Origin of the sequence: Streptomyces sp. Je 1-369 (genome assembly GCF_026810505.1) — a bacterium.
Taxonomy (GTDB): domain Bacteria; phylum Actinomycetota; class Actinomycetes; order Streptomycetales; family Streptomycetaceae; genus Streptomyces.
Map to the genome: position 1 here is coordinate 6,427,204 of NZ_CP101750.1, position 25,297 is coordinate 6,452,500.

Here is a 25,297-nt window from a genome sequence, read left to right on the forward strand (position 1 = left end):
TGTGTCGTCACACGCGAGACCTGACGCGACCCTTGCCCGCCAGAGCCGGGGGAGCCCTGGCACGGAGTCGAAACGAACAGCGGGTACGACCGCTGTCGGTGAATGAGGAGGGCAAGAGCGATGAGCGTTGATTACAGCAATGACGATCTGACCAAACTGGCGGACAGGATCCGCAACTTCCACATGGATGTGAGCAAGCGCGTCACCTCGCTGAACACGGTCGTGGACATGATCCAGGCCGGCTGGAAGGGCGCAGCGGGCAAGGAGTTCGACACGCTTCAGCGCGGTGTGAACCAGCACCTCAAGAAGCTGCAGGACAACCTCGTCGACCTCGAAGACGTCATGCGGATGAGCGTCAAGGGCTTCGACAGCCACGAGCAGGAGCGGATCGCCCAGATCCGCAAGGTGGACAACTCGTACGAGGTGCCCAGCCGGATCGTCGACCACGCCTGAGACGCTGCGACCGAAAGTCAGGGAGTTACCCAGATGGCAGAGAACTTCGACCGCACAGCGGTCAATTACGACACCGTCACGACGGCGGCCACCGATGTGCGCAACACCGGCAGGAGCATCGACGAGGGACTCGAGAGCCTCATGCGCGAGGTGGCGCGAGTGGCCGAGACCTGGGACGGCGAGGCCAGGACCGCGTACCACGAGATCCAGCGGCAGAGCGAGACCGAGATGAACGCGATGGTGCACAAGCTCCAGCGCATCGCCCGCCTCCTGGACGAGTCCGTCGTCGGCTACAGCGACACGGACAAGGGGAACGCGGCACGCTTCCGCATGCTGAGCTGACCCGGCTCGGCACGTGTCGGACGTGTGGGGGCCGGGGGCGTACGAATCGCCCCCGGCCCCCACACTCACGTCTTACCATCACTCGCCCACGGACCTCACCCGACGGCACCGGCCCCGTCCGCCGGCAGACCACCGTTCCGCGACGTCGGCTCCAGGTCGAACTCCCCGTCCCGCGCCCCGAGCACGAAGGCCCGCCACTCGGCCGCGGTGTACCGCAGCACGGTTCCGGGATCGAGCGACGACCGCATGGCAACGGCCCCCTCGGGCAGATAAGCGATCTCGACGCGCTCCTCGGCCTCCTCCGTGCCGGGCGCGCTGTGCCACTCGATGCCGGAGATATCCAGGGCGTAGAGCTCGTCCTTCTCCCGCTCCTTACGCGCCTTGACGTCCTCGTCCTGCCCCTCGCCCATGACGAACCGGCCCCTTCCCGACGTACGAAACCACTGGTGACTCAGCCTACTTGGAGGGGAGATGGGCGGGGGTGCAAGTCACTGGTTCGGCAACGACGCCCCGACGAACCTGCGAGCATGCCTCGCGTGGAGGCTCAGCTTCCGTGAACGGCATCCCATGCGGTCGGGTGACTACCACCTGGTTCCTCACCACACCACATCGCCGGCCGCAGAAGCCCCATCGTTTTCCAGTGTCGCTACCAACGCGCGAGTCCGTATACATACGTAAGCCTTCCCCTTTGACTTCCGGTAGTCATCTAGGGCGTCCTGAGTGGCTTGCATCGCAGAATTCTTGTGACCCTCAAAATGTCCGTCAGGCAGTCGTCGCCGGCCCTGTGCGCTGACAGCCCACCGTTCCGCGTCGTCGGCTCCAGGTCGAACTCTCCGTCCCGCGCCCGAGGACGGAAGCCCGCTCGAATGGAGCAAATCACCCTATTGAGAAGACATGCGACCGGCACGGAAGCTAGGCCGGGAGGTCATTATCTTCCGCACTCGAACCGGTTCACCGTCTCCTTCATGTATGCGGCCATGAAACTTTTAATGTGCGCCCGCATTTCGGAACCATGCTTTGGTGTTTCTGGGAGCTGCATGGTGAGAGTGAAGTAGTTCTTGCTGGATTTTTTGCAAGAGGCAGTTGCGATGGCTCCGTTATTTCCTACCACGGTCTCATACCCGGCCCTTGTCCGACGCGGGTCTGCCAGCCTGCTAATGGATTCTTCGGATGAGGCATAGTGCATGATATCGACTGAGTCCGACGACCAAGCGAATCTGAAACTCATGACAGGTTCGTCGTCGCTCAAGAGGTCACATGGAGCGGTACGGGTACCTGCATCGTCGAGACGGCTGTACTCGCTGAAGTCATCAGTTCTTTTTAGCAGCGGTTCCGTGTACCTCGTGTCAATCTTTGTTCCACAGATCTTTTGAGGGATTTTCGCGTCGGAATTGGCATCGCACGAGGCCAAGCACATGGTGGTAAGCGCGACCAGAGGGATAAGGGAGAGCGCTGCGCTGCGTTGCGGGTTCACTATTTCTACTTTCCTGATACGTCGGCAGCTGTGTCAACGCCAGCGGTACTCGCCCGGTCGATCGCGTCTTGCGCTCCGTATTCGCTGCCTCCGTGCATCTTCCTCCATTGCGCCGCAAGTGCCATTAGTTGCTCATTTCGCACCTTGTACACATCGCGGTTGGTGTCAGCTTCCTTGTCGTCCAGACGATCCTGCTCATCCTTTTGCCATTTGCCGGCCACATAGTCAAATGCTTGTTGCGCGTCCTCGCTTCCTACCGGCAAGTAGCTGATGCCCTTATCGATAATCCATTTGCCCTTGACCTCTGCCGTTTCCGGGGGTGGTTCAGCCTGAGACCGCGCTTCTTCCAGGAAGCCAACCGTTCGACCGGCCCTGGTCAGAGAATCCTCTGGTTTCTCACCCTTTTCCGGCTTCTCGGCGTAGATGTCTGTCACCATTGCCTTGTTTATGCCGTGGTTCAGTTCGCCATAGGCGTCATCACTCTTGGAGACCTGCTTAAGTACCTCAAAGAGTTCGTGTTGCGGAATGGGTGATGTCTTCACTGCTACTGAGCTCGTGGCTGCGTGCACAGTGTCCCCATGGTTAACCAGGATCTTGGCCATCGGCTCGCGCAAGGATGATGGGAAGTCGTCACCGCTCTCGGACAGGTAAGTGATGGATGACTTGAATACTTTTCTGTTTTCGTCCGTATGCTCGACGAACTTGCCGTCTTCGTCACTCGACGAGATGCCAGTAGCTGCGGCCTGCAGTGCGGCACCGAAGCCGACCCGGTCATCAGCGTCTGGAGCGGGAGTGTACGTGGAGGCCTTGGCGCCCTCGTGCACTTCCTGGATAACGCTCCAATCGCGATGCTGGCCGTCACCCACTCCCATGAGGTATGGGAGATTCTTGTCGGAGTTCAAGAATGATGCGGCAGTTTGCGGATCGCGGCTCATCACTCCGAGGACCCCGTCCAGTGGATCATTTGCAAACCACCCGGAAGTCTTACCGTTGTATGGGCCCTTGAGATCCCAGATGTCGGGATTCTTCTTCTCGGCGCTTATGATGTCATTTCCGACATCCTCGAGGAATTTACGGGAGAACCCATTCGCCTTATCGCCGGTCCCTGCCTCCATGAGGGTGACCAAGGACTGGTAGCCGCGTACCTTATCAAGGCGGGCACCATGGAAGTCCGTTTCGTAGCGACTCACTCCCGCCTTCTTCAAGTCAGCGTGCCATTCCTTGTACCATTTGCTATCGGTGTTCTGCGTCGCCCTGGCCAGCGTATCCGCCAGGCCCGATTCGAGAGCAGAGTAGTCACCGCTATGTTTTGGGTCTTTGACATGCCCGAGGTCATTCAGCCTGTTCGATAGGGTGATGGTTCCACCGGGCCCCAGGCTGTCAAGCAGAGTTCTACTGAATACGCCGTTGTCGCTATTCTCCTTGAATGCCCGCTTGAGGGCCGCGATTTCGCGTGCGGACGGATCCTTCCCTTCATTAATGCGGGTAAGAATATCGGCCGCTTTCTCTGCCTCGTGCGCAGCCTCGTAGTCCCCAATCTTCTTTCTGGCTTGCGCATTGAAACCGTTGAGAGTTCCGTCGCCAAGGTCCGAATCAATGACGACGGCCTCAAGGGAGATCTTGACCCCGGCATCGGCTTCGTCGACCGCCTCCACCGCCTTGCGAATATGTTCACTCCAGGAGGCTTCCAGTTCTGGAAGTCCTGGATCGTTGCGAGCTGCCTTGGCCGCGCTGGCGCTCGCCCTCTTGTAGTCGAAGCGGCAAACCCCTTGATCGGATACGTCCATTCCCGCATCATGAGCTTCTTTGCGTGCCTTCTTGACCGCAGCCTTCAGCTCGGAAAACTGTGAATGCGCATCGCGTAGCAGTGAAGCCACCGCTTTCGCTTCTGTCTGCGCTGCTTGAATTTCCTTCAGTGTGATGTCGAAACGTTCGTTCGCTGCATTGGCACTCAGCCCCCGCCAGTCTGGACCACCGAGGGAAATCCCATGGACATCCCTTTTGTACTGCCCCTCCAGCGTCTTGAATGAGGCAGCCATGTCATCCCACTTCTTGGCTGCTGTTGTGAGGGTCGATAGGTCGGTAGTCATGACTTCGTGGTAGCTGGGCACAGCGTTCGTTCCTTCTCTTTGGCTATCCTTAAAGGTTCAGAACCTCAGGTGATCTTGCTGATGTCGGACTCTCGCAGGATCTGGGATCGGATGCCGAGTTCATTACTATTGAAACTGATGGAAGTGTCTCGCAGTGCGGAGCTTTCGGCGGCGAGTCTCTTTTTCAGTGACTTCACCTGTGTGCTCCAGGCTTTTTGTGCTTTATGTAGGGCAGGTGAAGTCAACCAACCGTCACCGTCCTTCGGCTTGAATGCTTTCACGGCATTTGCTGTATCTTCGTCGGCCACATCACCAGCTTTTTGAGTGTCCCTGAGTAGATGCTCATCAATGGCTCTGGCAGCCTTCTTCTTTTCGGCAGGACTTGATGCAAAATCCTCACCCCCCTGGCCGCCGGACCCGCCGCCGTTGTGTGGGGACGCTGTGTTCAATTGCATGTCGGCGTGCAGGTCCGTGGCCCTGTTTCGAGCCTGGCCCCACTCTTCTTCGAACGACATAGCCCTCGCTCCTGATATCTGTCTGTGGCACCGCGTGGGAGGGGAGTGCGATCCAGCCCTGGCTCACGCGGGCGGTCTGGTGTCCGAAGGGGCGCTGCGTGTGGAGCTACGCCGACGCGCCTGGTAGATCGCGAACACCGTGCCCAGGGTCACGGCGGCGCTGAGCCCCAAAACCGTCCAGAGCGTGTTGTCGTGTCCCTCGGAAGCTGCCGCCTTGGCGTCTGATTCATCCGCCTTCTTGCGACTTGCGCGGGTGCCGCTGCGGTCAGACGAGTGCGGAGCGGGGGATTTAGCTGCCGCTGCCAGGTCCGGCAGGGGGTACTCGTCGGCAGGACCAGGATCTCCAGGCTCCTTCAGCGCGATACGAGGTCGCACCGCCCCATACCCCACCGAGTCGTCCCGGCTCCAGCCGTCGTCGTTGCCCTGCATTGTGTTGATCATGACCCGCAGGACCTGGTTGTTCGTCCAGTCGGGGTGCTTGGACCAGATGAGGGCGGCGGAGGCGGAGGCGAGGGCCGTGCTGGCGCTGGTGCCGTGACCCTTGCAGAGTTCGGTGCCGCCGGCACACGCGTTCCAGATGTCGTCGCCAGGGGCGACCATGTCGACTTGCGGGCCCCATTGCGACTCCTTGGTCCGTTCAACCTCTCGGTTGATCGCGCCAACCCCGACTACGCCGGGCGTTGCTGCGGGGTACTCCACCGCATTGCCCTTGTGAGCACTGTTGCCAACAGCTGCGAAGATCAACGTCCCCTTGTCGATCGCGTACTTGACGGCAGCGCTGAGTTCGGGCGTATTTACATTCGAGAGTCCGCGATGATTGGGACTGCCCATGGAGATGTTGAGGATCTGGGCATCTGAGTCGACGGCGTAGCGGATCGCCTTGGACAAATCTCTTGAGTATGAGGAGAGTTGGTCGGGCTTGCCTGACTTTTCGTAGCTAGAGGGCATGCGGATGGGCAGAATCTTGGTGTCTGGCGCCAAGCCGTAGGAACCTGAAACCTTGCCACGAGCCCCCGTGCCCGCGATGAGCGCTGCGATGCCTGTGCCATGGCTGTCCCGGTCGGAGTGCTCGTCACCGGGGAGGTCCGAATAGTCCTTCCCGTCGAGAACCCGGCCCTGGAGGTCGGCGACCGTGTCATCGACTCCGGAGTCGATGACCGCGACGGTCATATTGCGCCCGGTGCTGATCTTCCACATCTCTTCGGCATGCATGGCGTCGAGGTGCCACTGCCGGGATCGCACAGTGTCGGCATGGGCTGGATCCGCAGTGACGCCCACCATGAGCAGGCCCAGGACTGCTGCCAGAGCAGTCCTGGAACGGATGTCGCTCTTCCTGGTGAGGGGCATCTGTAGTCCTTGTCAGGTCAGTCGATGACTGGCGGGAGGGTGCGCCGGTTCTCAGGCTGCCAAGTTTCTTCGTCTTCGGAGAGGTAGTCCTGGCGGTCGGGCTCCTCGCTGCGTGGAGCGTTCCGCTGTTTGGCCGGAGGGGAGGGGGGCCGTCCCATAGCAGTTGAACGCGTCGTTTCGCCTGCCGCGGAGCTTCGTACCAAACCCGTACCACCAGGCGTGAAGGGACGTCCTTCGACACGACCGGGTTGGTGTGACTGCCGGCCGATCGCTCCGCCGGGTTCCCTGGTGAGACGCCGGCCGTCGACAACGCCCGGGCGGCCCAGGCTCGTCCCGCCACCGCCGGGGCCGGTCGTCGGGCTCATGGGCGGCCGGCCTTGCATGTGGTCCCCGCCAAACACATTGCTACGAGGCAGACCAGACGTCGGACGACCTTGACCCGGCGGTGTGGGACGGCCGCCGATGATGCCGGGATCCCTCGGCATGCGGTTACCGGGACCGTTGTGTGCGCTCTCACCCGTCGGAAGGAGAGGCGGACGCACCATGGGGGAGGGCCGACCTGGAGGCGGGGTGGTAGGTCCGGACTGAACGGGGGGTGAGCCGAACGGGGGTGGTGCCGTGCCGAGGGCAGGAGGCGTCACTGACTCAGGCCGACCCAGGGAAGGGGTGGGTCCGGGCGGGGCCTCCGACGGCGACGGCGACGGCGGAAGCGTTGAGACCCGGTCAATTCCCATGGCCACGGGATCAGGGTGAGGCGACTGCGGAACGTTCGACGGCGAGGGCCCGGGCGCGTACTCGGACGCCCTGACGGGGCCCGCATGGCTGGACGGTGAGTTGCTTCCGGCGCCACCCGGCGGAGAGGGCGGAGGAGGAGAAGAAGAGGAGTATTGGCCCGCTGCCGCAGCGCCGCCTCCCTCACCAGGTACTGCCTGGTAACTCTCCTCCTGGCGCCATCTACTCGGATTCCCATCATGCGCCGCCGGCGGCGCAAACGTAGGCGGCGTCACCCCATTCACCTGCTGCGCAGACTGCTGATACGTCTGCGCAAGCTTCCGCATCCGCTGCACCGCCTCCGCCTGCGCCGCCTCGATGCGTCCCTGCGCCGCGGCCGCATCCGACTTGGAGTCGCGGGTGACCTTGGCGGCGTCGGGGTCGTTGGGGGCCTTCTTGGCGGCGTCCATGTTCTTGTTGGCGGTGCGCAGGTCCGCCTTCGCCTGCGTCGTGTCCGAAGCCGGCGGCATCGACGCCTTCGCCTCGGCGATCGCCTGGGCGACCACGCCCATCCAGCGCGACGCGACCTCGCTGTACTCCCCGAGGTACAGCGTGGCGCTCGCCGACTGGGTGCCCCATACGCGGAAGGCGTCGCCGCCCTCGCCCTGCCAGTGCAGGCCCTTCGTGTACGTCATGAGGTCGTCGCCGATCTTGGTGATCGTCGACGCGGCCCTGCCCAGCTTTCCGGCGAGTTGGGAAGCGCCCTCCGAACTCGCGGACTCCACCAGCGCGAGCAGCTGCTCGTGCGTCATGGACTCGAAGTCCGTGTGCGCGAGCTTGGGCGTGCCGCCCTTGGATCCCTCAGCCATCGTCTTGTGCCCCCGGTCCCCGTCCTCGTCCCCGTCTCAGTGCCCGTGCTCGTGCCTGCGTTCGTGCTCTTCCTCGTCCCCATCCCCGTACGGTCATCAGAGCGCCGTGTCCTTGTCCGTCGCCTTCGGGCCGGATCCATCGGAGCCGGAGCCGGAGCCTGAGCCGGAACCGCCGGGCCCCTGCGCGTACGGATCCCGATCAGGGTCGTAGTACTTCTCCGCCTCCGCGTTGATCGCCCGCATCCGCGCCCGAATGTCGTCCTCGAGGTTGTCGTAGCCCACTCGCGACGCATGGACCGCAAGTCCGAGCCCCTCGATCTGGGCGCCCAACGCCTTCGAGAGCTTCTCCAGCTCGTCGTGCACGGTCGCGTACGAGTCGTAGAGGAACTGCGCCTCCTTGAAGTCCGCCGACCCCAGCTGCCTCCGCGACAGCCGGTCGGCGCCGACCCTGCCCGGCGCGGCCTCCGAACCCTCGAGCTCGGTGAGCAGGTCGTCGACGCGCTTCTTGAAGCCCTTCATCGCGCTCGCCTGGACGTCCAGCGCCATTTGCGGGTTTACGCCGTAAAGGGTGTCGAACGACTTGTCCGTATCCGGCGTTCCGCCGTTGCCCCCGCTCGAACTCGCCACGCCTGCCTCCCCGTTGAGTCATGTAACCAGCACGCACTCTAGTAGTGGTCCGGGAGCCGCCCCACTTGAATCAGGGCAGTCCCACGCTTTCGTGACACGAACGTTCCGCGACCCGGCGGCATCGGGCGGGCGCGGACATTTCCGAGAATGTCTCCTTCGCTCGGATCGCCCGACAACAGCACACCTTGCGCGCCCAGTTCCTTTACGCGCTGCATGAACGCCTCGTACATCGAACGTGAGGCTCCGGCCGAGCTCCGCGCGATGATGAACTTGACGCCGACGTCCCGCGCGAACGGCAGGTGCTCGACCAACACGCTCAGCGGATTGGTGGAATTGGTGGCCACCAGTTCGTAGTCGTCGATGATGACGAACAGTTCCGGACCGTTCCACCAGCTTCGATCACGCAACTGCTGCGGAGTGATGTCGGGCTTGGGTGCCCGCTTCTCCATGAAGGTGGCGATGGCGTTCATGTGGACGTCCATTGCCGACGCCATCGGGGCGTACTCCAGCAGGTGGTCCGCCGACACCGCCTCCAGCATGGTGCGCCGGTAGTCGCCGACGACGATGCGGGCCTGCGCGGGCGTGTATCTCTCCGCGATCTGCTTCGCGATGAGGCGCAGCAGGTTCGTCTTGCCCGATTCGCTTTCACCGAAGACCAGGAAGAATGGATCTGTCTCGAAATCGACGAAGACCGGTTCCAGGTTCGTCTCGTCGATGCCGATGGCGACACCGTGCTGCGGGAACTCGAATCCCTTCGGCAGCTGGTCAGCCGGGAGTTTGCGCGGCAGCAGCCGCACCGTCGGGGCCGCGGGCCCGTGCCAGTTGCCCTTCACCGTCTCGACCAACTGAGCCGTCGCGTCGCTGAGGGCGGCGGGGTCGGGTGACGAGTCGACGCGCGGCATCGCCGTCATGAAATGCAGCTTCTCCGGGACCTGGCCGCGGCCGGGCACCCCGGCGGGGACGTTCATGGCGACCTTGCGGTCGAACTCCGAGTCCATGACATCACCGAGACGCAGCTCCAGACGTCCGAGCATCTGGTCCTTGAGCGCCGCCCGCACCTCCATGTAGCGCGACGCGGACACGACGACATGTACGCCGTACCCGAGGCCGCGACCTGCGATGTCGTTGACGACGCCCTCGAGCATCTCGTAGTCGTTCTTGAAGCTTCCCCACCCGTCGATGACGAGGAAGACGTCACCCCAGGCCTCACCGGGGAGCTGCCCCGCGGCGCGCTGGCGCCGATAGGTGGTGATCGAGTCGATGCCGTTGGCGCGGAAGAAGGCCTCGCGGCGGTTCAGGACACCGGCGACCTCCGCCACCGCGCGCCGCACCCGCTCAGGATCCAGACGGGAGGCCACCCCTCCCACATGCGGCAGATCGGAGACCGAGGCCAGGCCCCCGCCGCCGAAGTCCAGGCAGTAGAACTGCACCTCGTGCGCGGTATGGGTCAGCGCGAACGACGTGATCAACGTACGCAGCAGCGTCGACTTTCCCGACTGCGGTCCGCCGACCACCACCATGTTGCCCGCCGCGCCCGAGAAGTCGCTGTACAGCACTTCACGCTTCTGCTCGAAGGGCTTGTCGACCAGGCCCAGGGGAACGACAAGGCCCCCGGGGCGTGTGTAGTCGCCGGCGTGCAGGCCCCGCTCCGCGGACACCACGAGCCGCGGCATGAGCTGGTCCAGCGTCGGGGCCTCGTCCAGCGGCGGCAGCCACACCTGGTGCGCCGGCACGCCCTGCCCCTCGAGGCGGCGCACCACGACATCCAGCACGGTGTCGGCAAGCGCGTCGTCCTCCCTACGGGAGGACGCACGGAGCTGCCCAGTGTCCGGAGCCGTGTACGTCGCAGCAACCGGGGCCGCGGTGAAGAGTGCGGGCCTGCGATCGATGGGCAGCTGGGTCGACGCCGGGTCGGCGCCACCCGCGCGGTACACCCCGGAGACGTACGCCGCCTTGAAACGGGTCATCTCATCCGTACCGAACTTCAGGTAGCCGGAGCCCGGCACGGACGGCAGGTGGTAGGCGTCCGGCACACCCAGCGCCGTACGGGACTCCGAAGCGGAGAAGGTGCGCAGTCCGACGCGGTACGACAAGTAGGTGTCGAGCCCCCGCAGTTTGCCCTCCTCCAGGCGCTGCGAAGCGAGCAGCAGGTGCACACCGAGAGACCGGCCGATGCGGCCGATCTGGATGAACATGTCGATGAAATCGGGCTTGGCCGTCAGCAGTTCACTGAACTCGTCGATCACCAGGACGAGCGACGCCAAGGGGGCCAGGGGCGCACCCGCGGCGCGTGCCTTCTCGTAGTCGTGCATGTTCGCGTAGTTGCCCGCCGACCGCAGCAGCTCCTGTCGGCGCTGCAGTTCGCCGCGGATCGCGTCGCCCATGCGGTCCACGAGAGTGAGGTCGTCCGAAAGATTCGTGATCACCGCCGCGACGTGCGGCATGTCCGACATGCCGGCGAACGTCGCACCACCCTTGAAGTCGGCGAGGACAAAGTTCAAGGTCTCTGAGGAGTGGGTCACGGCCAGCCCCAGGACCAGCGTGCGCAGCAGCTCGGACTTGCCCGAACCCGTGGCACCCACACACAGGCCGTGCGGGCCCATGCCCTCTTGAGCCGCCTCCTTGAGGTCCAGCATGACCGGCCGGCCGTCCTCGCCCACCCCGATGGGGACCCGGAGCCGCTCGGCCGTCGAACGGGGCCGCCACGTGCGCGTGACGTCCACCGACCCCGCGTCCCCCAGATTCAGCAGATCGGTGAAGTCCAGGTTGGCGAGCAGCGGTTCGTCGTCGTCGCCCCCGCCCATGCGCAGCGGCGCCAGCTGCCGTGCCAGCGCCTCCGCGGCGGGCAGCGACAGCGTGTCCGGTACGCCTTCGTAGGCGACGCCACCGGTCGACTCCAGGAGCAGCTTGCCGGGCCGGGCGACCACGGAGAGGCCACCGCGAGGCTCATCCAGCTCCCCGCTGACCACTTCGATGATCGTCACGCCCTGCAGCCCCTCCGGCGCGGCGAACGCGGACGTCGGCGGCACCATCCCGCCGTCGAGTACGACCACGAGGTGAGGCTGGTCGAGCACGGGCTGGCCGTCACGGCTGAACCGCGGCCGCCCGTCGAGACGGTCGGCGAGGAGTTGTTCCAGCTCACCGAGGTCGTCGCCGAAGAGCCGCCGCGCGCCGGCGCCGTCGACCTGCCCCGGCAACTGGCAGTGGGGAAGCCACTTCGTCCAGTCCCACCGCCCGACGGCGCCTGGGGCGGCGACCACCGCGATCACCAGGTCCTCCGGGCCGTGCAGGGTGGCCAGTTGGGCGACCAGCGAGCGCGCCGTGCCCTGCGCCGACTCCGGCTCTCCGGATACCGTCAAGTGGTAGAAGGCGCGCATCGAGACCGCGACCGGCAGCCCGTCCAGCGAGCTGTGCACGGCGAGGAACTGCTGCATCGCCCCCGCCGCCAGCGGCTCCAGCTCATCGACCGGCGCCGTCTCGGGGGCGACCAGGGGAGTGGCCAGTTGCTGCGGCCCCAGACCCACCCGCGCCTGCCCGAAGTCCCGGTCCCCGATGCGGCGTTCCCACACCCGGCTCCCCTCGGCGACCACCGACCACAGCTGCTCCGGGGCGGGGTGCAGATAGAACTGGGCGTCGCGTTGCTTCAGGGCGGTGCGCCGCACCGTACGCCGAGTCTGTGCCAGGTATTTGAGGTAATCGCGGCGCACGTCCGCCATTTGCCCCTGCGTACCGCGCCGGTACCTGACGATCTGGGCGACGACCATCGCGACCGTCGACACCAGCATCACCACACCCATGATCCGCATGAAGGGATGGGCGTTCGGCGACGCGAAGAAGAAGACCACCGACGACCCCATGCCGAGCGTCGGCAGGACCTGCATCAGCACGCCCTCCTGCTGCCCGCGCGGAAGCTCCGGCGGAGGCGCCAATTGCAGCGCGTCATGGGGCACTTCGGGCGGCAGGGAGCGCGGCGGGCGCTTGATGACGATCTGACTCACCGGAGCATCAATCCCCCCTATGCGGACGGACAGTTCCGTACCGCTGCCTCAATCGGTGCGGTCTCCCTCCGCACCCGGGTGATCCTATGTGCAGGCACTGACAGGGCGTAGCGGTAGGGTGACGCCCGCACGGTGCGCAACCGCGAATCAGGGGGTCATCAAAGGTGAGTTCGCCCGCAGCGACCGGTTTCTGCAGGGTCACTGTTGTCGCGCCCGACAGCCGTATCGATGTCGCTCTTCCGGAGGACATCGCCGTGGCCGACATCTATCCGGAGGTTCTCCGGCTGACTCGCCAGACCCAACCGGCGGGCACCCCGACCGGTTACAACCTCGTACGCCAGAACGGCACCGTTCTGGACAGCGCCCGGACGCTCGCCGCCCAGCGGGTCCTCGATGGCGAGATGCTCAGCCTGCGGCCCTTCGCCATGTCGCTGCCGCCTGCCGTGTACGACGACGTCGCGGACGCGGTCGCCTCCGCCGTGGTCCAGGACCGCAGGCTGTGGAGAGACGCGCTGCTGCGTGGCGCCGGCCTGACCGGGAGCTTCCTGGTCCTCCTCCTGATGGCCTTCGTGCTCTGGTTCGCCGACCCGGTGCGCCACGACATGCACGGCCTGCCCGGCATCCTCGCGGGCGGCGTGGGCCTGCTCCTCACCGCCTTCGCCGGCGTACGCCTGCGTGTTTATGAGGACCGTGCCGTCGGCGCGGTCCTGGGCCTCGCCGCCCTGCCGCTCCTCCTCGTCGCCGGATCCGGAATCGTCGCCCCGGACGCGGGTCAAGGACCCGGACGACTGCAGTTCCTGCTCGGCTGCGTCACCGTGCTGGTGGCATCGGTCCTGCTCGTCGTCGTCTCCCCGGGCAGCGACGCACCCTTCGTGGCCGCCACGTTCCTGGCGGCGGCCGGCGCTCTGGCGACCTTCGTCGCGGTCATCACCGAAGCTTCGGCAACGGACGCCGCCGCCGTCACCGCCCCGGTGACCATCGCCCTCGTCGCGTTCCTCCCGGGCCTGTCCTCCCGGTTCGCCAGGCTGCCCATCGGGTACGCCTCGCCGCGGAGCTCCGTACAGGAGGACTTCGACGCCGACCTGAATCCGAGCGTCGACCCCGGCCCGCTCGACGCGGCCCGGATCGCGGCCCAGGCCCGGCGCGGCCACGAGCTGCTGCTCGGCCTCGTCGCGGGATCGGCCTGCACCGTCGTGGGGTCCGCCGTCGTCCTCGGCTTCTCGGGGGACGTCTGGGGGCAGCTCCTGGCGCTTGCCGCGGGCCTCGCCATGCTGCTCCGGGCCCGCCTCTTCCGCTACACCTCGCAGGTCGTGTGCGCGCTCGTGGCGGGCATCGCCGCCATCGCCCTCCTACTCATCGGCCTGGCCCTGAACCCGCCGGGCGACGCCCTGCGGGAGCTGCTCCTGCACGGCGACCACGGTCCCCTGGAACTGCGCGCGGTCTGGCTCACGGCCGCCATCGCGCTGGGATGCGCCCTGCTGACGGCCATCGCGTTGATCATTCCGGCGAAGGGGCTCTCGCCCTTCTGGGGCCGTTTCCTCGACCTCACGGAATCGGCGATACTGCTCTCTCTGGTCCCGCTGTGCCTCGCCGTGCTCGACGTCTACAGCGCCGCTCGCTCCCTGACCAGCTGAGCGGGGGCCTTGCCCGGCAGCCCCAGGTCGCCCCGGGCAAACCCCCCACAAGCAGACTGGTACCCTGTGAAACGACCGTCTGTATGCGCACCCCGAATCCCCAAGGGATCCGGACCCCGGGCCCGCAAGGACCCGGAACCGCGCCCGACGGCTCATCCCAGCCTCCCGAGTCACGGAAGCCCCCCTGAGATGTAAACCAGGGGCACTCGGAGGCACTCGAAGACATCACGAGGAGTACGCGTGTCGCTCGACGCCGCTACGAAGAAGCAGATCATGACCGAGTTCGGCCAGAAGGAGGGCGACACCGGCTCCCCCGAGGTTCAGGTGGCGCTGCTCTCTCGCCGCATCTCCGACCTGACCGAGCACCTCAAGACCCACAAGCACGACCACCACTCCCGTCGTGGTCTGCTGATCCTGGTCGGTCAGCGTCGCCGCCTGCTGCAGTACCTGGCCAAGAAGGACATCCAGCGCTTCCGTGCGCTGGTCGAGCGCCTGGGCATCCGCCGCGGCGCGGCGGGCGCCAAGTAAGACGGCGTGAAGGGAGCGGTTCCCACTCGAAGCAATCGAAGGGGGCCGCTCCCTTTGCTGTACGTGCGCGGTGTCGCCGACCCTTTGTAGTCTGGTGACACACGCACGTCCCCGCGGGTGAGGAAAACCCCGGGGCGGCGGGAACGACGCAAGAACGAAAACCCCCACGAGGGAGAGGCGCACCAGCCGCCGCCGGTCCTCGGTAGTGGCCCCCGGGAGACATCCCCGGGTGCTTCGATCGAAGACCGGCCCGCACCTACGGCGCGCTTCTCCACACCGTCCCGGTCCACGCACGAGGCGTGGACGCAGATGAACGGGACACCGCCCCGGTCCACACGGGACCTGGGCGGGACGACGACACGTAGACACGTAGACACGTAGGAGAACAGTGGAGAACGAGACCCACTACGCCGAGGCTGTTATCGACAACGGCACGTTCGGCACCCGCACCATCCGCTTCGAGACGGGTCGGCTGGCCAAGCAGGCCGCCGGCTCCGCCGTGGCGTACCTGGACGACGACACCATGGTGCTGTCGGCCACCACCGCTTCCAAGCGGCCCAAGGACCAGCTCGACTTCTTCCCCCTGACGGTGGACGTCGAGGAGCGGCAGTACGCCGCCGGCAAGATCCCCGGTTCGTTCTTCCGTCGTGAGGGTCGCCCCTCCGAGGACGCGATCCTGACCTGCCGCCTGATCGACCGCCCGCTGCGTCCTTCCTTCCGCAAGGGCCTGCGCAACGAGATCCAGATCGTCGAGACGATCATGGCGCTCAACCCCGACCACCTGTACGACGTGGTCGCGATCAACGCCGCCTCCTGCTCCACGCAGCTGGCCGGCCTGCCCTTCTCGGGCCCGATCGGCGGCACTCGCGTGGCGCTCATCAAGGGCCAGTGGGTCGCCTTCCCGACGCACACCGAGCTCGAGGACGCCGTCTTCGACATGGTCGTCGCCGGTCGCGTCCTCGAGGACGGCGACGTCGCGATCATGATGGTCGAGGCCGAGGCCACCGAGAAGACCATCCAGCTGGTCAAGGACGGCGCCGAGGCCCCGACCGAAGAGGTCGTCGCCGCTGGTCTGGAAGCCGCGAAGCCCTTCATCAAGGCCCTCTGCAAGGCCCAGTCGGACCTCGCCGCGAAGGCCGCCAAGCCGACCGGCGAGTTCCCGGTCTTCCTGGACTACGAGGACGACGTCCTCGAGGCCCTGACCGCCGCGGTCAAGACCGAGCTCGCCCAGGCGCTCACCATCGCCGGCAAGCAGGAGCGCGAGGCCGAGCTGGACCGCGTCAAGGAGATCGCCTCCGAGAAGCTGCTCCCGCAGTTCGAGGGCCGCGAGAAGGAGATCTCCGGTGCCTACCGCGCGCTGACCAAGAAGCTGGTCCGCGAGCGCGTCATCAAGGACAAGGTCCGCATCGACGGCCGCGGCGTCACGGACATCCGTACGCTGGCCGCCGAGGTCGAGGCCATCCCGCGCGTGCACGGTTCGGCGCTGTTCGAGCGTGGCGAGACCCAGATCCTGGGCGTCACCACCCTCAACATGCTCCGCATGGAGCAGCAGCTCGACACCCTCTCCCCGGTGACGCGCAAGCGCTACATGCACAACTACAACTTCCCGCCGTACTCGGTCGGCGAGACCGGCCGCGTCGGTTCGCCGAAGCGCCGCGAGATCGGCCACGGCGCGCTCGCCGAGCGCGCGATCGTGCCGGTGCTCCCCTCGCGCGAGGAGTTCCCGTACGCGATCCGTCAGGTCTCCGAGGCCCTCGGTTCCAACGGCTCGACGTCCATGGGCTCGGTCTGCGCCTCGACGATGTCGCTGCTGAACGCCGGTGTGCCGCTGAAGGCCGCCGTCGCCGGTATCGCCATGGGCCTGATCTCCCAGGAGATCGACGGCCAGACGCACTACGTCGCCCTCACCGACATCCTCGGTGCGGAGGACGCGTTCGGTGACATGGACTTCAAGGTCGCCGGTACGAAGCAGTTCGTGACCGCGCTCCAGCTCGACACCAAGCTCGACGGCATCCCCGCCTCGGTCCTGGCCGCCGCGCTGAAGCAGGCCCGCGACGCGCGTCTGCACATCCTCGACGTGATGAACGAGGCCATCGACGTTCCGGACGAGATGTCCCCGAACGCGCCGCGCATCATCACCGTCAAGATCCCGGTGGACAAGATCGGTGAGGTCATCGGCCCCAAGGGCAAGATGATCAACCAGATCCAGGAGGACACCGGCGCCGACATCACGATCGAGGACGACGGCACCATCTACATCGGTGCCGCGCAGGGCTCGCAGGCCGAGGCCGCGCGCGCCACGATCAACGGCATCGCCAACCCGACCATGCCGGAGGTCGGCGAGCGCTACCTGGGTACGGTCGTCAAGACCACCACCTTCGGTGCGTTCGTGTCCCTGATGCCGGGCAAGGACGGTCTGCTGCACATCTCGCAGATCCGCAAGCTCGCCGGTGGCAAGCGCGTGGAGAACGTCGAGGACGTCCTCGGTGTGGGCCAGAAGGTCCAGGTCGAGATCGCCGAGATCGACTCCCGCGGCAAGCTCTCCCTCATCCCCGTCATCGAGGGTGAAGAGGACGACGACAAGAAGGACGACACCGACAAGTGACGTCGCGTAGCACCACGACGACGGCCCGCACCTCTTCGGAGGCGCGGGCCGTCGCCCGTACCCAAACCCTCATCAAGGGCGAGAACGGCATCGGCACCGTCCGCAGGACGACCCTCCCGGGCGGCCTGCGCGTCGTCACGGAGACCCTGCCGTCCGTGCGCTCGGCCACCTTCGGCATCTGGGCCAACGTCGGCTCCCGCGACGAGACCCCCTCCCTGAACGGCGCCACGCACTACCTGGAGCACCTCCTCTTCAAGGGCACAAAGAAGCGCAGTGCCCTCGACATCTCCGCCGCGCTCGACGCGGTCGGCGGCGAGATGAACGCCTTCACGGCGAAGGAGTACACGTGCTACTACGCGCGCGTGCTCGACACGGACCTGCCCCTCGCCATCGACGTCGTCTGCGACATGCTGACGGGCTCCCTCATCCTTCAGGAGGACGTCGACGCGGAGCGTGGCGTCATCCTCGAAGAGATCGCGATGACCGAGGACGACCCGGGCGACTGCGTGCACGACCTGTTCGCGCACACGATGCTCGGCGACACGCCTCTCGGGCGCCCGGTCCTCGGCACGGTCGACACGATCAACAGCCTCAACGCCGACCGAATCCGCCGCTTCTACAAGAAGCACTACGACCCGACCCACCTGGTGGTCGCGGCCGCGGGCAACGTGGATCACAACAAGGTCGTACGCCAGGTCCGCGCCGCCTTCGAGAAGGCCGGCGCCCTCCGGAACACCGACGCGACCCCGATGATCCCGCGCCAGGGCTCACGTACCCTGCGCACCTCAGGCCGCGTCGAGGTCGTCAACCGCAAGACCGAGCAGGCCCACGTCATCCTCGGCATGCCGGGCCTGGCCCGCACCGACGACCGCCGCTGGGCCCTGGGCGTGCTCAACACGGCCCTGGGCGGCGGCATGTCGTCCCGCCTCTTCCAGGAGGTACGGGAGAAGCGCGGCCTGGCCTACAGCGTGTACTCGTACACGTCGGGCTTCGCCGACACCGGCCTCTTCGGTGTGTACGCGGGCTGCCGCCCCAGCCAGGTGCACGACGTCCTGAAGATCTGCCGCGACGAGCTCGACCAGGTCGCGGAGCACGGTCTGACGGACGACGAGATCGGCCGCGCCATCGGCCAGCTCGCGGGCTCCACCGTCCTCGGTCTCGAGGACACCGGTGCCCTGATGAACCGCATCGGCAAGAGCGAGCTCTGCTGGGGCGAGCACATGTCGGTCGACGACATGCTGGCCAGGATCTCCGCGGTGACCCCCGACGAGGTGCGCGAAGTGGCCCGCGACGTGCTGGGCCACCGCCCGTCCCTGTCGGCCATCGGCCCGCTCAAGGACAAGCAGGCGGCCCGCCTCCACGAAGCGGTCGCCTAGTCCCCTTACGGGGCCCTACCTCTCGAAGGAATGAAGGACATGAGCAAGCTGCGCGTGGCGGTCATCGGCGCCAAGGGCCGTATCGGCTCCGAGGCCGTGAAGGCCGTCGAGGCCGCCGAGGACATGGAGCTGGTCGCCGCCCTCGGCCGGGGCGACAAGCTGGAGTCGCTGACCGAGGCGGGCGCCCAGGTCGCGGTCGAGCTGACCAACCCCGACTCGGTGATGGAGAACCTCGACTTCTGCGTACGGCACGGCATCCACGCCGTCGTCGGTACGACGGGCTGGACCGACGAGCGCCTCGCGCAGCTGCGCACCGCGCTGGCCGCGTCCCCGGAGACGGGCGTGCTCATCGCCCCGAACTTCTCCATCGGCGCGGTCCTGACGATGAAGTTCGCGCAGATCGCGGCGCCCTACTTCGAGTCCGTCGAGGTCGTCGAGCTGCACCACCCGAACAAGGCGGACGCCCCCAGCGGCACCGCCACGCGCACCGCTCAGCTCATCGCCGCTGCCCGCAGGGAAGCGGGCAGCGCCCCGCAGCCCGACGCGACGACGACGGCCCTGGACGGCGCCCGCGGTGCGGACGTCGACGGCGTGCCGGTGCACTCCGTGCGCCTGCGCGGCCTCCTCGCGCACCAGGAGGTCCTGCTGGGCGGTGAGGGCGAGACGCTGACCGTGCGTCACGACTCGCTGCACCACAGCAGCTTCATGCCGGGCATCCTGCTCGGCGCACGCCGCGTGGTGAGCACGCCGGGCCTCACGTTCGGCCTGGAACACTTCCTGGATCTCGGCTGACCCCAGAGCTGCCCATGAGCCGTCCGAAAGCCGCCCGAGAGCTGAAGAACAGCTGAGAGACATGCGCGCGAAAATCACCTACGCCGTCACGGCAGCCGTCCTGGTCGTCTACTTCGTCCTGGTCGGCAGCCGCGGCGTGCTCCTGATACAGCACGGCACCGCGCTCACCGTCACCTTCGGTGTCGCGGTGCTCATCCTGCCGTTCATCGGCATCTGGTTCCTCTGGAAGAACACGCAGTTCGTCCAGCGCGCCAACCGCCTCGCGGCCGAGCTTGAGGCCGAGGGCGGGCTGCCCGTGGACGAGCTGAAGCGCACCCCGGGGGGCCGCATCGACCGCGACTCGGCGGACGAGGTGTTCGCCCGCCGCAAGGCCGAGACCGAGGACGCGCCGGACGACTGGCGCTGCTGGTTCCGGCTGGCCGTCGCCTACCACGACGCCAGGGACACGCCCCGCGCGCGGAAAGCCATGCAGCGGGCCATCGCCCTGCACGCGGGCAAGCCCGTCAACGTCTGACGAGGCGTGCGTGACTAGGCGATGGGCCGGTACTCGTCGGCCCACACCTCGATGGAGTCGGCCGCGCGGTTGAACGCCTCGTGCCGCGCCAGGAAGTCAGCGTTCCGGTCGGTCAGGAGCAGCTGCCGCGCCCCGGCCGACTGCTGATCACGTCGTACGAGAATCAGCGCCTGGCCCTGGACCGTACGGGGAAGTCCCAGCCAGCGCACCGGCTGCTGCGCGGTCCGCACGGCGGAGATCTGCTCCCACGCGAGCGTCTGCGTCGTCAGGAAGCCGACCCTGCGCAGGCCGTGGGCGCTGACCCAGGTGCCCATGCGCAGCAGTCGCAGGGCGCCCACGATGATGAGGACGGCGAGCGCCGCGCAGAGGGCGGCGCCCGCCAGGGAGTCCGCGAACGCGATGATCACGGCGGCGAACAGGACGAACGAGGCGAGCAGCAGCAGGACCGCGCCCGCGCCGACGCGCCAGGGGCCCGGACGGTAGGGCCGGCGCCACTGATCGCGGTCGTCGAAGGGCAGCGCGGCGTCGTCCGCCGCGTCGTCGAAGGTGCGGTCCGCGGTCAGGAAGGGCAGGGGCACGGGCTGATCCTCACTCAATCCACACAGGGGCTGTGCCCGGTGAGGCTATCGAGCCGTGCCCCCTGCTACCACCCTTGGGGGTCCGGACGAGTCAGTGCCGGACGATCACGGTCGGTGCCGGTCAGCGGTTCTCCGAGGCTTCCGACTGCTGGTGATGCGTGGGCGACTGATCGGCGGACATCGCGGGCATCCCGAAGAGCAGGGAGCCCACCAGACCGGCCACGACGGTGAGGCCGATCAGCGTGCGGCCCACGACCTGACTGGCCGATGCGCGCTCGCGGGGCGGGGGAGTGACGTTACTGCGGAACTTGTCGGCTTCGGCGATGAAGGCGAACGGGACAGGCTCTCGCCGACGGAACATGGGGTGCGCTTCTCCTCACGGGTCTCGAACGGAGCTGTGTGAGCTCTGTTACTTGGATAGACGCGTGAATCGCCCAAAAGGTGCCCTGTTTCAGCAAATTAGTCGAAGAATGTCGTGGCGGGTCACCGAACGGCCGATTGTCAGTGCCTGCCCATAGAGTGGGCGCCGCCCGAGAGATGCACATGGAAGGACCCCCGCTTGTGAGCGAGACCCCCACCGAAGACCTCAAGCCCAGCTTCCGCAGCGAGGTCACCGTCGAGCTGGTGAAGCACGCCGCCAGCGACTCCGACGTCCTGTGGGCCGCCCGCGTCTCCACGGCGGGCGAGCAGTCCCTCGAAGAGCTCCAGAAGGACCCGGAGCGCTCCAAGGGTCTGATCAACTACCTGATGCGGGACCGCCACGGCAGCCCCTTCGAGCACAACTCGATGACGTTCTTCATCAGCGCCCCCATCTTCGTCTTCCGCGAGTTCATGCGGCACCGCGTCGGCTGGTCGTACAACGAGGAATCGGGTAGGTACAGGGAGCTCCAGCCCGTCTTCTACGTCCCCGATGCCGCCCGCAAGCTCGTCCAGGAGGGCCGCCCGGGGAAGTACGTCTTCGTGGAGGGCACCGAGGCCCAGCAGGAGCTCACGGGCCGCGTCATGGAGGACTCGTACCGCCAGGCGTACGAGGCGTATCAGGAGATGCTCGCCGCCGGTGTCGCCCGCGAGGTCGCCCGCTCGGTGCTCCCGGTGGGCCTCTTCTCCTCGATGTACGCGACGTGCAACGCGCGTTCGCTGATGCACTTCCTCGGACTGCGCACGCAGCACGAGCTCGCCAAGGTCCCGTCCTTCCCGCAGCGGGAGATCGAGATGGTCGGCGAGAAGATGGAGCAGCAGTGGGCCGAGCTCATGCCTCTCACCCACGCGGCCTTCAACAAGAACGGGCGCGTGGCGCCGTAAGGCACTGATGTGCGGATGCACCGAGTGAAGTGTCCGGTTTGCGGCACTTCGTGAAGTTCATCTAGCCTGATGAAACGGACCCGGCACTGCTTGAACCCCCGAGCAGGCAGTGCCGGGCTCCACACTTGTCAGGTCCGCACACATCCCCCGAGGGGCGACCCCGCGCTGAGCAGCGAGTAGCGTGTTACCCATGGCTCCGACCTCCACTCCGCAGACCCCCTTCGGGAGGGTCCTCACCGCCATGGTCACGCCCTTTACGGCGGATGGCGCACTTGACCTCGACGGCGCGCAGCAGCTCGCCGCCCACCTGGTGGACGCAGGCAATGACGGCCTGGTCGTCAACGGCACCACCGGTGAGTCCCCGACCGTCAGTGACGCGGAGAAAAACGACCTCGTACGAGCCGTACTGGACGCCGTCGGAGACCGCGCCCACATCGTCGCGGGCGTCGGCACGAACGACACCCGCCACAGTCTCGAGCTCGCCCGCGCCGCCGAGCAGGCAGGCGCCCACGGCCTCCTGACCGTCACGCCGTACTACAACAAGCCCCCGCAAGAGGGCCTGTTCCGGCACTTCACCGCCATCGCCGACAGCACCGACCTCCCGGTCATGCTGTACGACATCCCTGGCCGCAGCGGCGTTCCCATCAACACGGAAACCCTCGTCCGGCTCGCCGAGCACCCCCGGATCGTCGCCAACAAGGACGCCAAGGGTGACCTCGGCCGCGCCAGCTGGGCCATCGCCCGCTCGGACCTCGCCTGGTACTCCGGCGACGACATGCTGAACCTCCCGCTCCTGTCCGTCGGCGCCTGCGGCTTCGTCTCCGTCGTCGGCCACGTCGTCACCCCCGAGCTGCGCGCCATGCTGGAGGCGCACCTCACCGGTGACGTACAGAAGGCCACGGAGATCCACCAGAAGCTGCTCCCGGTCTTCACCGGCATGTTCCGCACCCAGGGCGTGATCACCACCAAGGCGGCACTGGCCCTCCAGGGACGCCCCGCGGGCCCGCTCCGCCTCCCGATGGTGGAACTGTCACCCGACGAGACGGCCCAGCTCAAGATCGATCTCGCGGCCGGCGGGGTACAGCTGTAACCACAGACTTCACAACTGAATAAGCGAAACCCGCGGGCGCGTCCCATACGAACAGCCGCCCGCACCCCACACAACAACTGCTACTGCACGAACGTCATACGCGCCACGTGCCTTGGAGGTACGTGGCGCGCGTGGTGAGGAGAGTCTTTTGAGTCATCCGCATCCTGAACTCGGTGCTCCGCCGAAGCTCCCGAAGGGCGGCCTGCGGGTCACCCCGCTCGGCGGCCTCGGCGAGATCGGCCGCAACATGACCGTCTTCGAGTACGACGGTCGCCTGCTGATCGTCGACTGCGGAGTGCTCTTCCCCGAGGAGGAGCAGCCCGGAATCGACCTGATCCTGCCGGACTTCTCGTCCATCAGGGACCGCCTCGACGACATCGAAGGCATTGTGCTCACGCACGGGCACGAGGACCACATCGGTGGTGTCCCGTACCTCCTGCGCGAGAAGCCGGACATTCCGCTGATCGGCTCCAAGCTGACCCTCGCGCTGATCGAGGCGAAGCTGCAGGAGCACCGCATCCGTCCGTACACGCTCGAGGTCGTCGAGGGCGACCGCGAGCACCTGGGCCCGTTCGACTGCGAGTTCATCGCCGTCAACCACTCCATCCCGGACGCCCTGGCCGTCGCCGTCCGCACCCCCGCGGGCATGGTCGTCGCCACCGGCGACTTCAAGATGGACCAGCTCCCGATGGACGGCCGCCTGACCGACCTGCACGCGTTCGCGCGGCTGAGCGAGGAGGGCATCGACCTTCTCCTCTCCGACTCGACGAACGCCGAGGTCCCGGGCTTTGTCCCGCCAGAGCGCGACATCTCGAACGTGATCCGCGGTGTCTTCGCCGGTGCCCAGAAGCGCATCATCGTGGCGAGCTTCGCCAGCCATGTGCACCGCATCCAGCAGATCCTGGACGCCGCCCATGAGTACGGCCGCCGGGTCGCCTTCGTCGGCCGCTCGATGGTCCGCAACATGGGCATCGCCCGTGACCTGGGTTATCTGCGCGTCCCGCCGGGCCTGGTCGTCGACGTCAAGACGCTCGACGACCTCCCCGACAGCCAGGTCGTCCTCGTCTGCACGGGTTCCCAGGGCGAGCCCATGGCCGCGCTCTCCCGCATGGCCAACCGCGATCACCAGATCCGGATCGTCCAGGGCGACACGGTGATCCTGGCGTCGTCCCTCATCCCCGGCAACGAGAACGCGGTGTACCGCGTGATCAACGGCCTGACCCGCTGGGGAGCGAACGTCGTCCACAAGGGCAACGCGAAGGTGCACGTCTCCGGCCACGCGTCGGCCGGTGAGCTCCTGTACTTCTACAACATCTGCAAGCCCAAGAACCTGATGCCGGTCCACGGCGAATGGCGCCACCTGCGCGCCAACGCCGAGCTCGGCGCCCTCACCGGCGTCCCGCACGACCGCATCGTGATCGCCGAGGACGGCGTCGTCGTCGACCTCGTCGAGGGCAAGGCGAAGATCGTCGGCAAGGTCCAGGCGGGTTACGTCTATGTGGACGGCCTCTCCGTGGGCGATGTCGGCGAGCCGGCGCTGAAGGACCGCAAGATCCTCGGCGACGAGGGCATCATCTCGGTCTTCGTGGTGGTGGACTCCAGCACCGGCAAGATCACCAGCGGCCCGACCATCCAGGCGCGCGGCTCCGGCATCGAGGACTCGGCGTTCAGCGCCGTGATGCCGAAGATCCACGAAGTACTGGGGAAGTCGGCCCAGGACGGCGTCGTCGAACCCCACCAGCTGCAGCAGCTCATCCGCCGCACGCTGGGCAAATGGGTCTCGGACAACTACCGCCGGCGGCCGATGATCCTGCCCGTGGTCGTCGAGGTCTGACCCTCACGACCGCGCGAAGTACGGAGCGGGGCGCCTCGATTTGCATCGGGGCGCCCCGCTCCGTTAGGTTTCAGGCTCCGCCAGCGAGGGAAGCCCCGAGCACGCACGTGCCTGGGACCGACCGAGCGGGGCGGGAAATCCGACTCAGAACTTCTGATAAAGTCGGAACCGCCGGAAAGGGAAACGCGAAAGCCGAAAGGCCGGAGCGGGAACCGGAAAGGCACCGAGGAAGTCGGACACGAAAGAGTCTGATAGAGTCGGAAACGCAAGAATAAAAGAAACACCGAAGGGAAGCGCCCGGAGGAAAGCCCCAGAAAATGTTCTGCGGGTGAGTACAAAGGAAGCGTCCGTTCCTTGAGAACTCAACAGCGTGCCAAAAGTCAACGCCAGATATGTTGATAACCCCGTCTCCGGCCAATCGGCTGGGACGAGGTTCCTTTGAAAAAACACAGCGAGGACGCTGTGAACGGCCGGGATTATTCCTCCCGACCGTTCCGCTCTCGTGGTGTAGCACCGGATTACCGGTACACATTCACGGAGAGTTTGATCCTGGCTCAGGACGAACGCTGGCGGCGTGCTTAACACATGCAAGTCGAACGATGAAGCCCTTCGGGGTGG

The 25,297-nt window shown here is 66.4% G+C and carries 19 protein-coding genes and 1 rRNA gene (1 of these 20 cut by a window edge); 12 read left to right on the forward strand and 8 right to left on the reverse strand.

Annotation, left to right across the window (positions count from 1 at the left end):
- The first annotated feature begins 120 nt into the window (after positions 1-120).
- Together NOO62_RS29205 and NOO62_RS29210 are read left to right on the forward strand one after the other, a co-directional pair.
- On the forward strand, positions 121-453 hold the full coding sequence (locus NOO62_RS29205) for a WXG100 family type VII secretion target (protein ID WP_150172871.1): 333 nt from the start codon (positions 121-123) through the stop codon (positions 451-453).
- Positions 454-486: 33 nt separating this feature from the next.
- Positions 487-795 (forward strand): WXG100 family type VII secretion target, encoded by a 309-nt coding sequence (locus NOO62_RS29210; RefSeq protein ID WP_268773789.1) that lies wholly within the window; start codon positions 487-489, stop codon positions 793-795.
- A 95-nt stretch (positions 796-890) separates the two neighbouring features.
- Here the strand turns inward: NOO62_RS29210 and NOO62_RS29215 are convergent, their stop codons facing one another.
- The 6 genes from NOO62_RS29215 to eccCa all read right to left on the reverse strand — a co-directional run bounded on the left by NOO62_RS29215 (position 891) and on the right by eccCa (position 12,426).
- Positions 891-1,205 (reverse strand): DUF397 domain-containing protein, encoded by a 315-nt coding sequence (locus tag NOO62_RS29215; protein ID WP_268773790.1) that lies wholly within the window; start codon positions 1,203-1,205, stop codon positions 891-893.
- 1,069 nt (positions 1,206-2,274) lie between these two features.
- The gene (locus NOO62_RS29220; RefSeq protein WP_268773791.1) at positions 2,275-4,359 is read right to left on the reverse strand and encodes a DUF6571 family protein; all 2,085 of its coding nucleotides are present in this window, start codon (positions 4,357-4,359) and stop codon (positions 2,275-2,277) included.
- Positions 4,360-4,424: 65 nt separating this feature from the next.
- Positions 4,425-4,874 (reverse strand): hypothetical protein, encoded by a 450-nt coding sequence (locus tag NOO62_RS29225; RefSeq protein ID WP_268773792.1) that lies wholly within the window; start codon positions 4,872-4,874, stop codon positions 4,425-4,427.
- A gap of 63 nt (positions 4,875-4,937) precedes the next feature.
- Entirely contained in the window at positions 4,938-6,221 is a 1,284-nt protein-coding gene (gene mycP, locus NOO62_RS29230) for a type VII secretion-associated serine protease mycosin (RefSeq protein WP_268773793.1), read from the reverse strand.
- A 1,676-nt stretch (positions 6,222-7,897) separates the two neighbouring features.
- Positions 7,898-8,428 (reverse strand): hypothetical protein, encoded by a 531-nt coding sequence (locus NOO62_RS29235; RefSeq protein ID WP_268773794.1) that lies wholly within the window; start codon positions 8,426-8,428, stop codon positions 7,898-7,900.
- A gap of 38 nt (positions 8,429-8,466) precedes the next feature.
- Positions 8,467-12,426: a type VII secretion protein EccCa gene (gene eccCa / locus NOO62_RS29240; RefSeq protein WP_268773795.1), complete on the reverse strand. Its 3,960-nt coding sequence runs from the start codon at positions 12,424-12,426 to the stop codon at positions 8,467-8,469.
- 164 nt (positions 12,427-12,590) lie between these two features.
- On the opposite strand from eccCa, the gene eccD reads away from it, so the two are divergent.
- The 6 genes from eccD (at position 12,591) to NOO62_RS29270 (ending at position 19,875) form a co-directional block, all read left to right on the forward strand.
- The gene (eccD, locus tag NOO62_RS29245) at positions 12,591-14,060 is read left to right on the forward strand and encodes a type VII secretion integral membrane protein EccD (RefSeq protein ID WP_268773796.1); all 1,470 of its coding nucleotides are present in this window, start codon (positions 12,591-12,593) and stop codon (positions 14,058-14,060) included.
- Between the two features lie 240 nt (positions 14,061-14,300).
- Positions 14,301-14,588, forward strand: coding sequence for a 30S ribosomal protein S15 (rpsO, locus tag NOO62_RS29250; RefSeq protein ID WP_055568703.1), 288 nt, complete (start codon positions 14,301-14,303; stop codon positions 14,586-14,588).
- Between the two features lie 388 nt (positions 14,589-14,976).
- The gene (locus NOO62_RS29255) at positions 14,977-17,193 is read left to right on the forward strand and encodes a polyribonucleotide nucleotidyltransferase (protein ID WP_268773797.1); all 2,217 of its coding nucleotides are present in this window, start codon (positions 14,977-14,979) and stop codon (positions 17,191-17,193) included.
- On the forward strand, positions 17,190-18,569 hold the full coding sequence (locus tag NOO62_RS29260) for a M16 family metallopeptidase (protein WP_268773798.1): 1,380 nt from the start codon (positions 17,190-17,192) through the stop codon (positions 18,567-18,569). The genes NOO62_RS29255 and NOO62_RS29260 overlap by 4 nt, the downstream gene beginning before the upstream one ends.
- A gap of 39 nt (positions 18,570-18,608) precedes the next feature.
- Positions 18,609-19,361 carry a 4-hydroxy-tetrahydrodipicolinate reductase gene (gene dapB, locus NOO62_RS29265; RefSeq protein WP_268773799.1) on the forward strand — a complete coding sequence of 251 codons (753 nt, stop codon included), beginning with the start codon at positions 18,609-18,611 and terminating at the stop codon, positions 19,359-19,361.
- Between the two features lie 61 nt (positions 19,362-19,422).
- Positions 19,423-19,875: a tetratricopeptide repeat protein gene (locus tag NOO62_RS29270; RefSeq protein ID WP_055531432.1), complete on the forward strand. Its 453-nt coding sequence runs from the start codon at positions 19,423-19,425 to the stop codon at positions 19,873-19,875.
- Positions 19,876-19,889: 14 nt separating this feature from the next.
- On the opposite strand, the gene NOO62_RS29275 is transcribed toward NOO62_RS29270, so the two are convergent.
- Both NOO62_RS29275 and NOO62_RS29280 read right to left on the reverse strand, forming a co-directional pair.
- Positions 19,890-20,453 carry a hypothetical protein gene (locus NOO62_RS29275; RefSeq protein WP_268773800.1) on the reverse strand — a complete coding sequence of 188 codons (564 nt, stop codon included), beginning with the start codon at positions 20,451-20,453 and terminating at the stop codon, positions 19,890-19,892.
- Positions 20,454-20,574: 121 nt separating this feature from the next.
- On the reverse strand, positions 20,575-20,814 hold the full coding sequence (locus NOO62_RS29280; RefSeq protein ID WP_268773801.1) for a hypothetical protein: 240 nt from the start codon (positions 20,812-20,814) through the stop codon (positions 20,575-20,577).
- Between the two features lie 200 nt (positions 20,815-21,014).
- Here NOO62_RS29280 and thyX point away from each other — a divergent pair, with 200 nt between their 5' ends.
- The 4 genes from thyX to NOO62_RS29300 all read left to right on the forward strand — a co-directional run.
- A complete protein-coding gene (thyX, locus tag NOO62_RS29285; protein WP_268773802.1) occupies positions 21,015-21,755 on the forward strand; it encodes an FAD-dependent thymidylate synthase in 741 nt (246 codons plus the stop codon).
- 190 nt (positions 21,756-21,945) lie between these two features.
- A complete protein-coding gene (gene dapA, locus NOO62_RS29290; protein ID WP_268773803.1) occupies positions 21,946-22,845 on the forward strand; it encodes a 4-hydroxy-tetrahydrodipicolinate synthase in 900 nt (299 codons plus the stop codon).
- A gap of 148 nt (positions 22,846-22,993) precedes the next feature.
- Positions 22,994-24,679: a ribonuclease J gene (locus NOO62_RS29295; RefSeq protein ID WP_268773804.1), complete on the forward strand. Its 1,686-nt coding sequence runs from the start codon at positions 22,994-22,996 to the stop codon at positions 24,677-24,679.
- Between the two features lie 531 nt (positions 24,680-25,210).
- Positions 25,211-25,297, forward strand: a 16S ribosomal RNA gene (locus NOO62_RS29300); it runs 1,438 nt beyond the window's last position.

Bases quoted from the DNA above. Each gene is read 5' to 3' on its own strand.
- NOO62_RS29205 (WP_150172871.1), top strand. From the start codon at position 121: ATGAGCGTTGATTACAGCAATGACGATCTGACCAAACTGGCGGACAGG.
- NOO62_RS29225 (WP_268773792.1), bottom strand. From the start codon at position 4,874: ATGTCGTTCGAAGAAGAGTGGGGCCAGGCTCGAAACAGGGCCACGGAC.
- dapB (WP_268773799.1), top strand. From the start codon at position 18,609: ATGAGCAAGCTGCGCGTGGCGGTCATCGGCGCCAAGGGCCGTATCGGC.
- mycP (WP_268773793.1), bottom strand. From the start codon at position 6,221: ATGCCCCTCACCAGGAAGAGCGACATCCGTTCCAGGACTGCTCTGGCA.
- dapA (WP_268773803.1), top strand. From the start codon at position 21,946: ATGGCTCCGACCTCCACTCCGCAGACCCCCTTCGGGAGGGTCCTCACC.
- NOO62_RS29215 (WP_268773790.1), bottom strand. From the start codon at position 1,205: ATGGGCGAGGGGCAGGACGAGGACGTCAAGGCGCGTAAGGAGCGGGAG.
- NOO62_RS29210 (WP_268773789.1), top strand. From the start codon at position 487: ATGGCAGAGAACTTCGACCGCACAGCGGTCAATTACGACACCGTCACG.
- NOO62_RS29280 (WP_268773801.1), bottom strand. From the start codon at position 20,814: ATGTTCCGTCGGCGAGAGCCTGTCCCGTTCGCCTTCATCGCCGAAGCC.
- NOO62_RS29270 (WP_055531432.1), top strand. From the start codon at position 19,423: ATGCGCGCGAAAATCACCTACGCCGTCACGGCAGCCGTCCTGGTCGTC.
- NOO62_RS29220 (WP_268773791.1), bottom strand. From the start codon at position 4,359: ATGACTACCGACCTATCGACCCTCACAACAGCAGCCAAGAAGTGGGAT.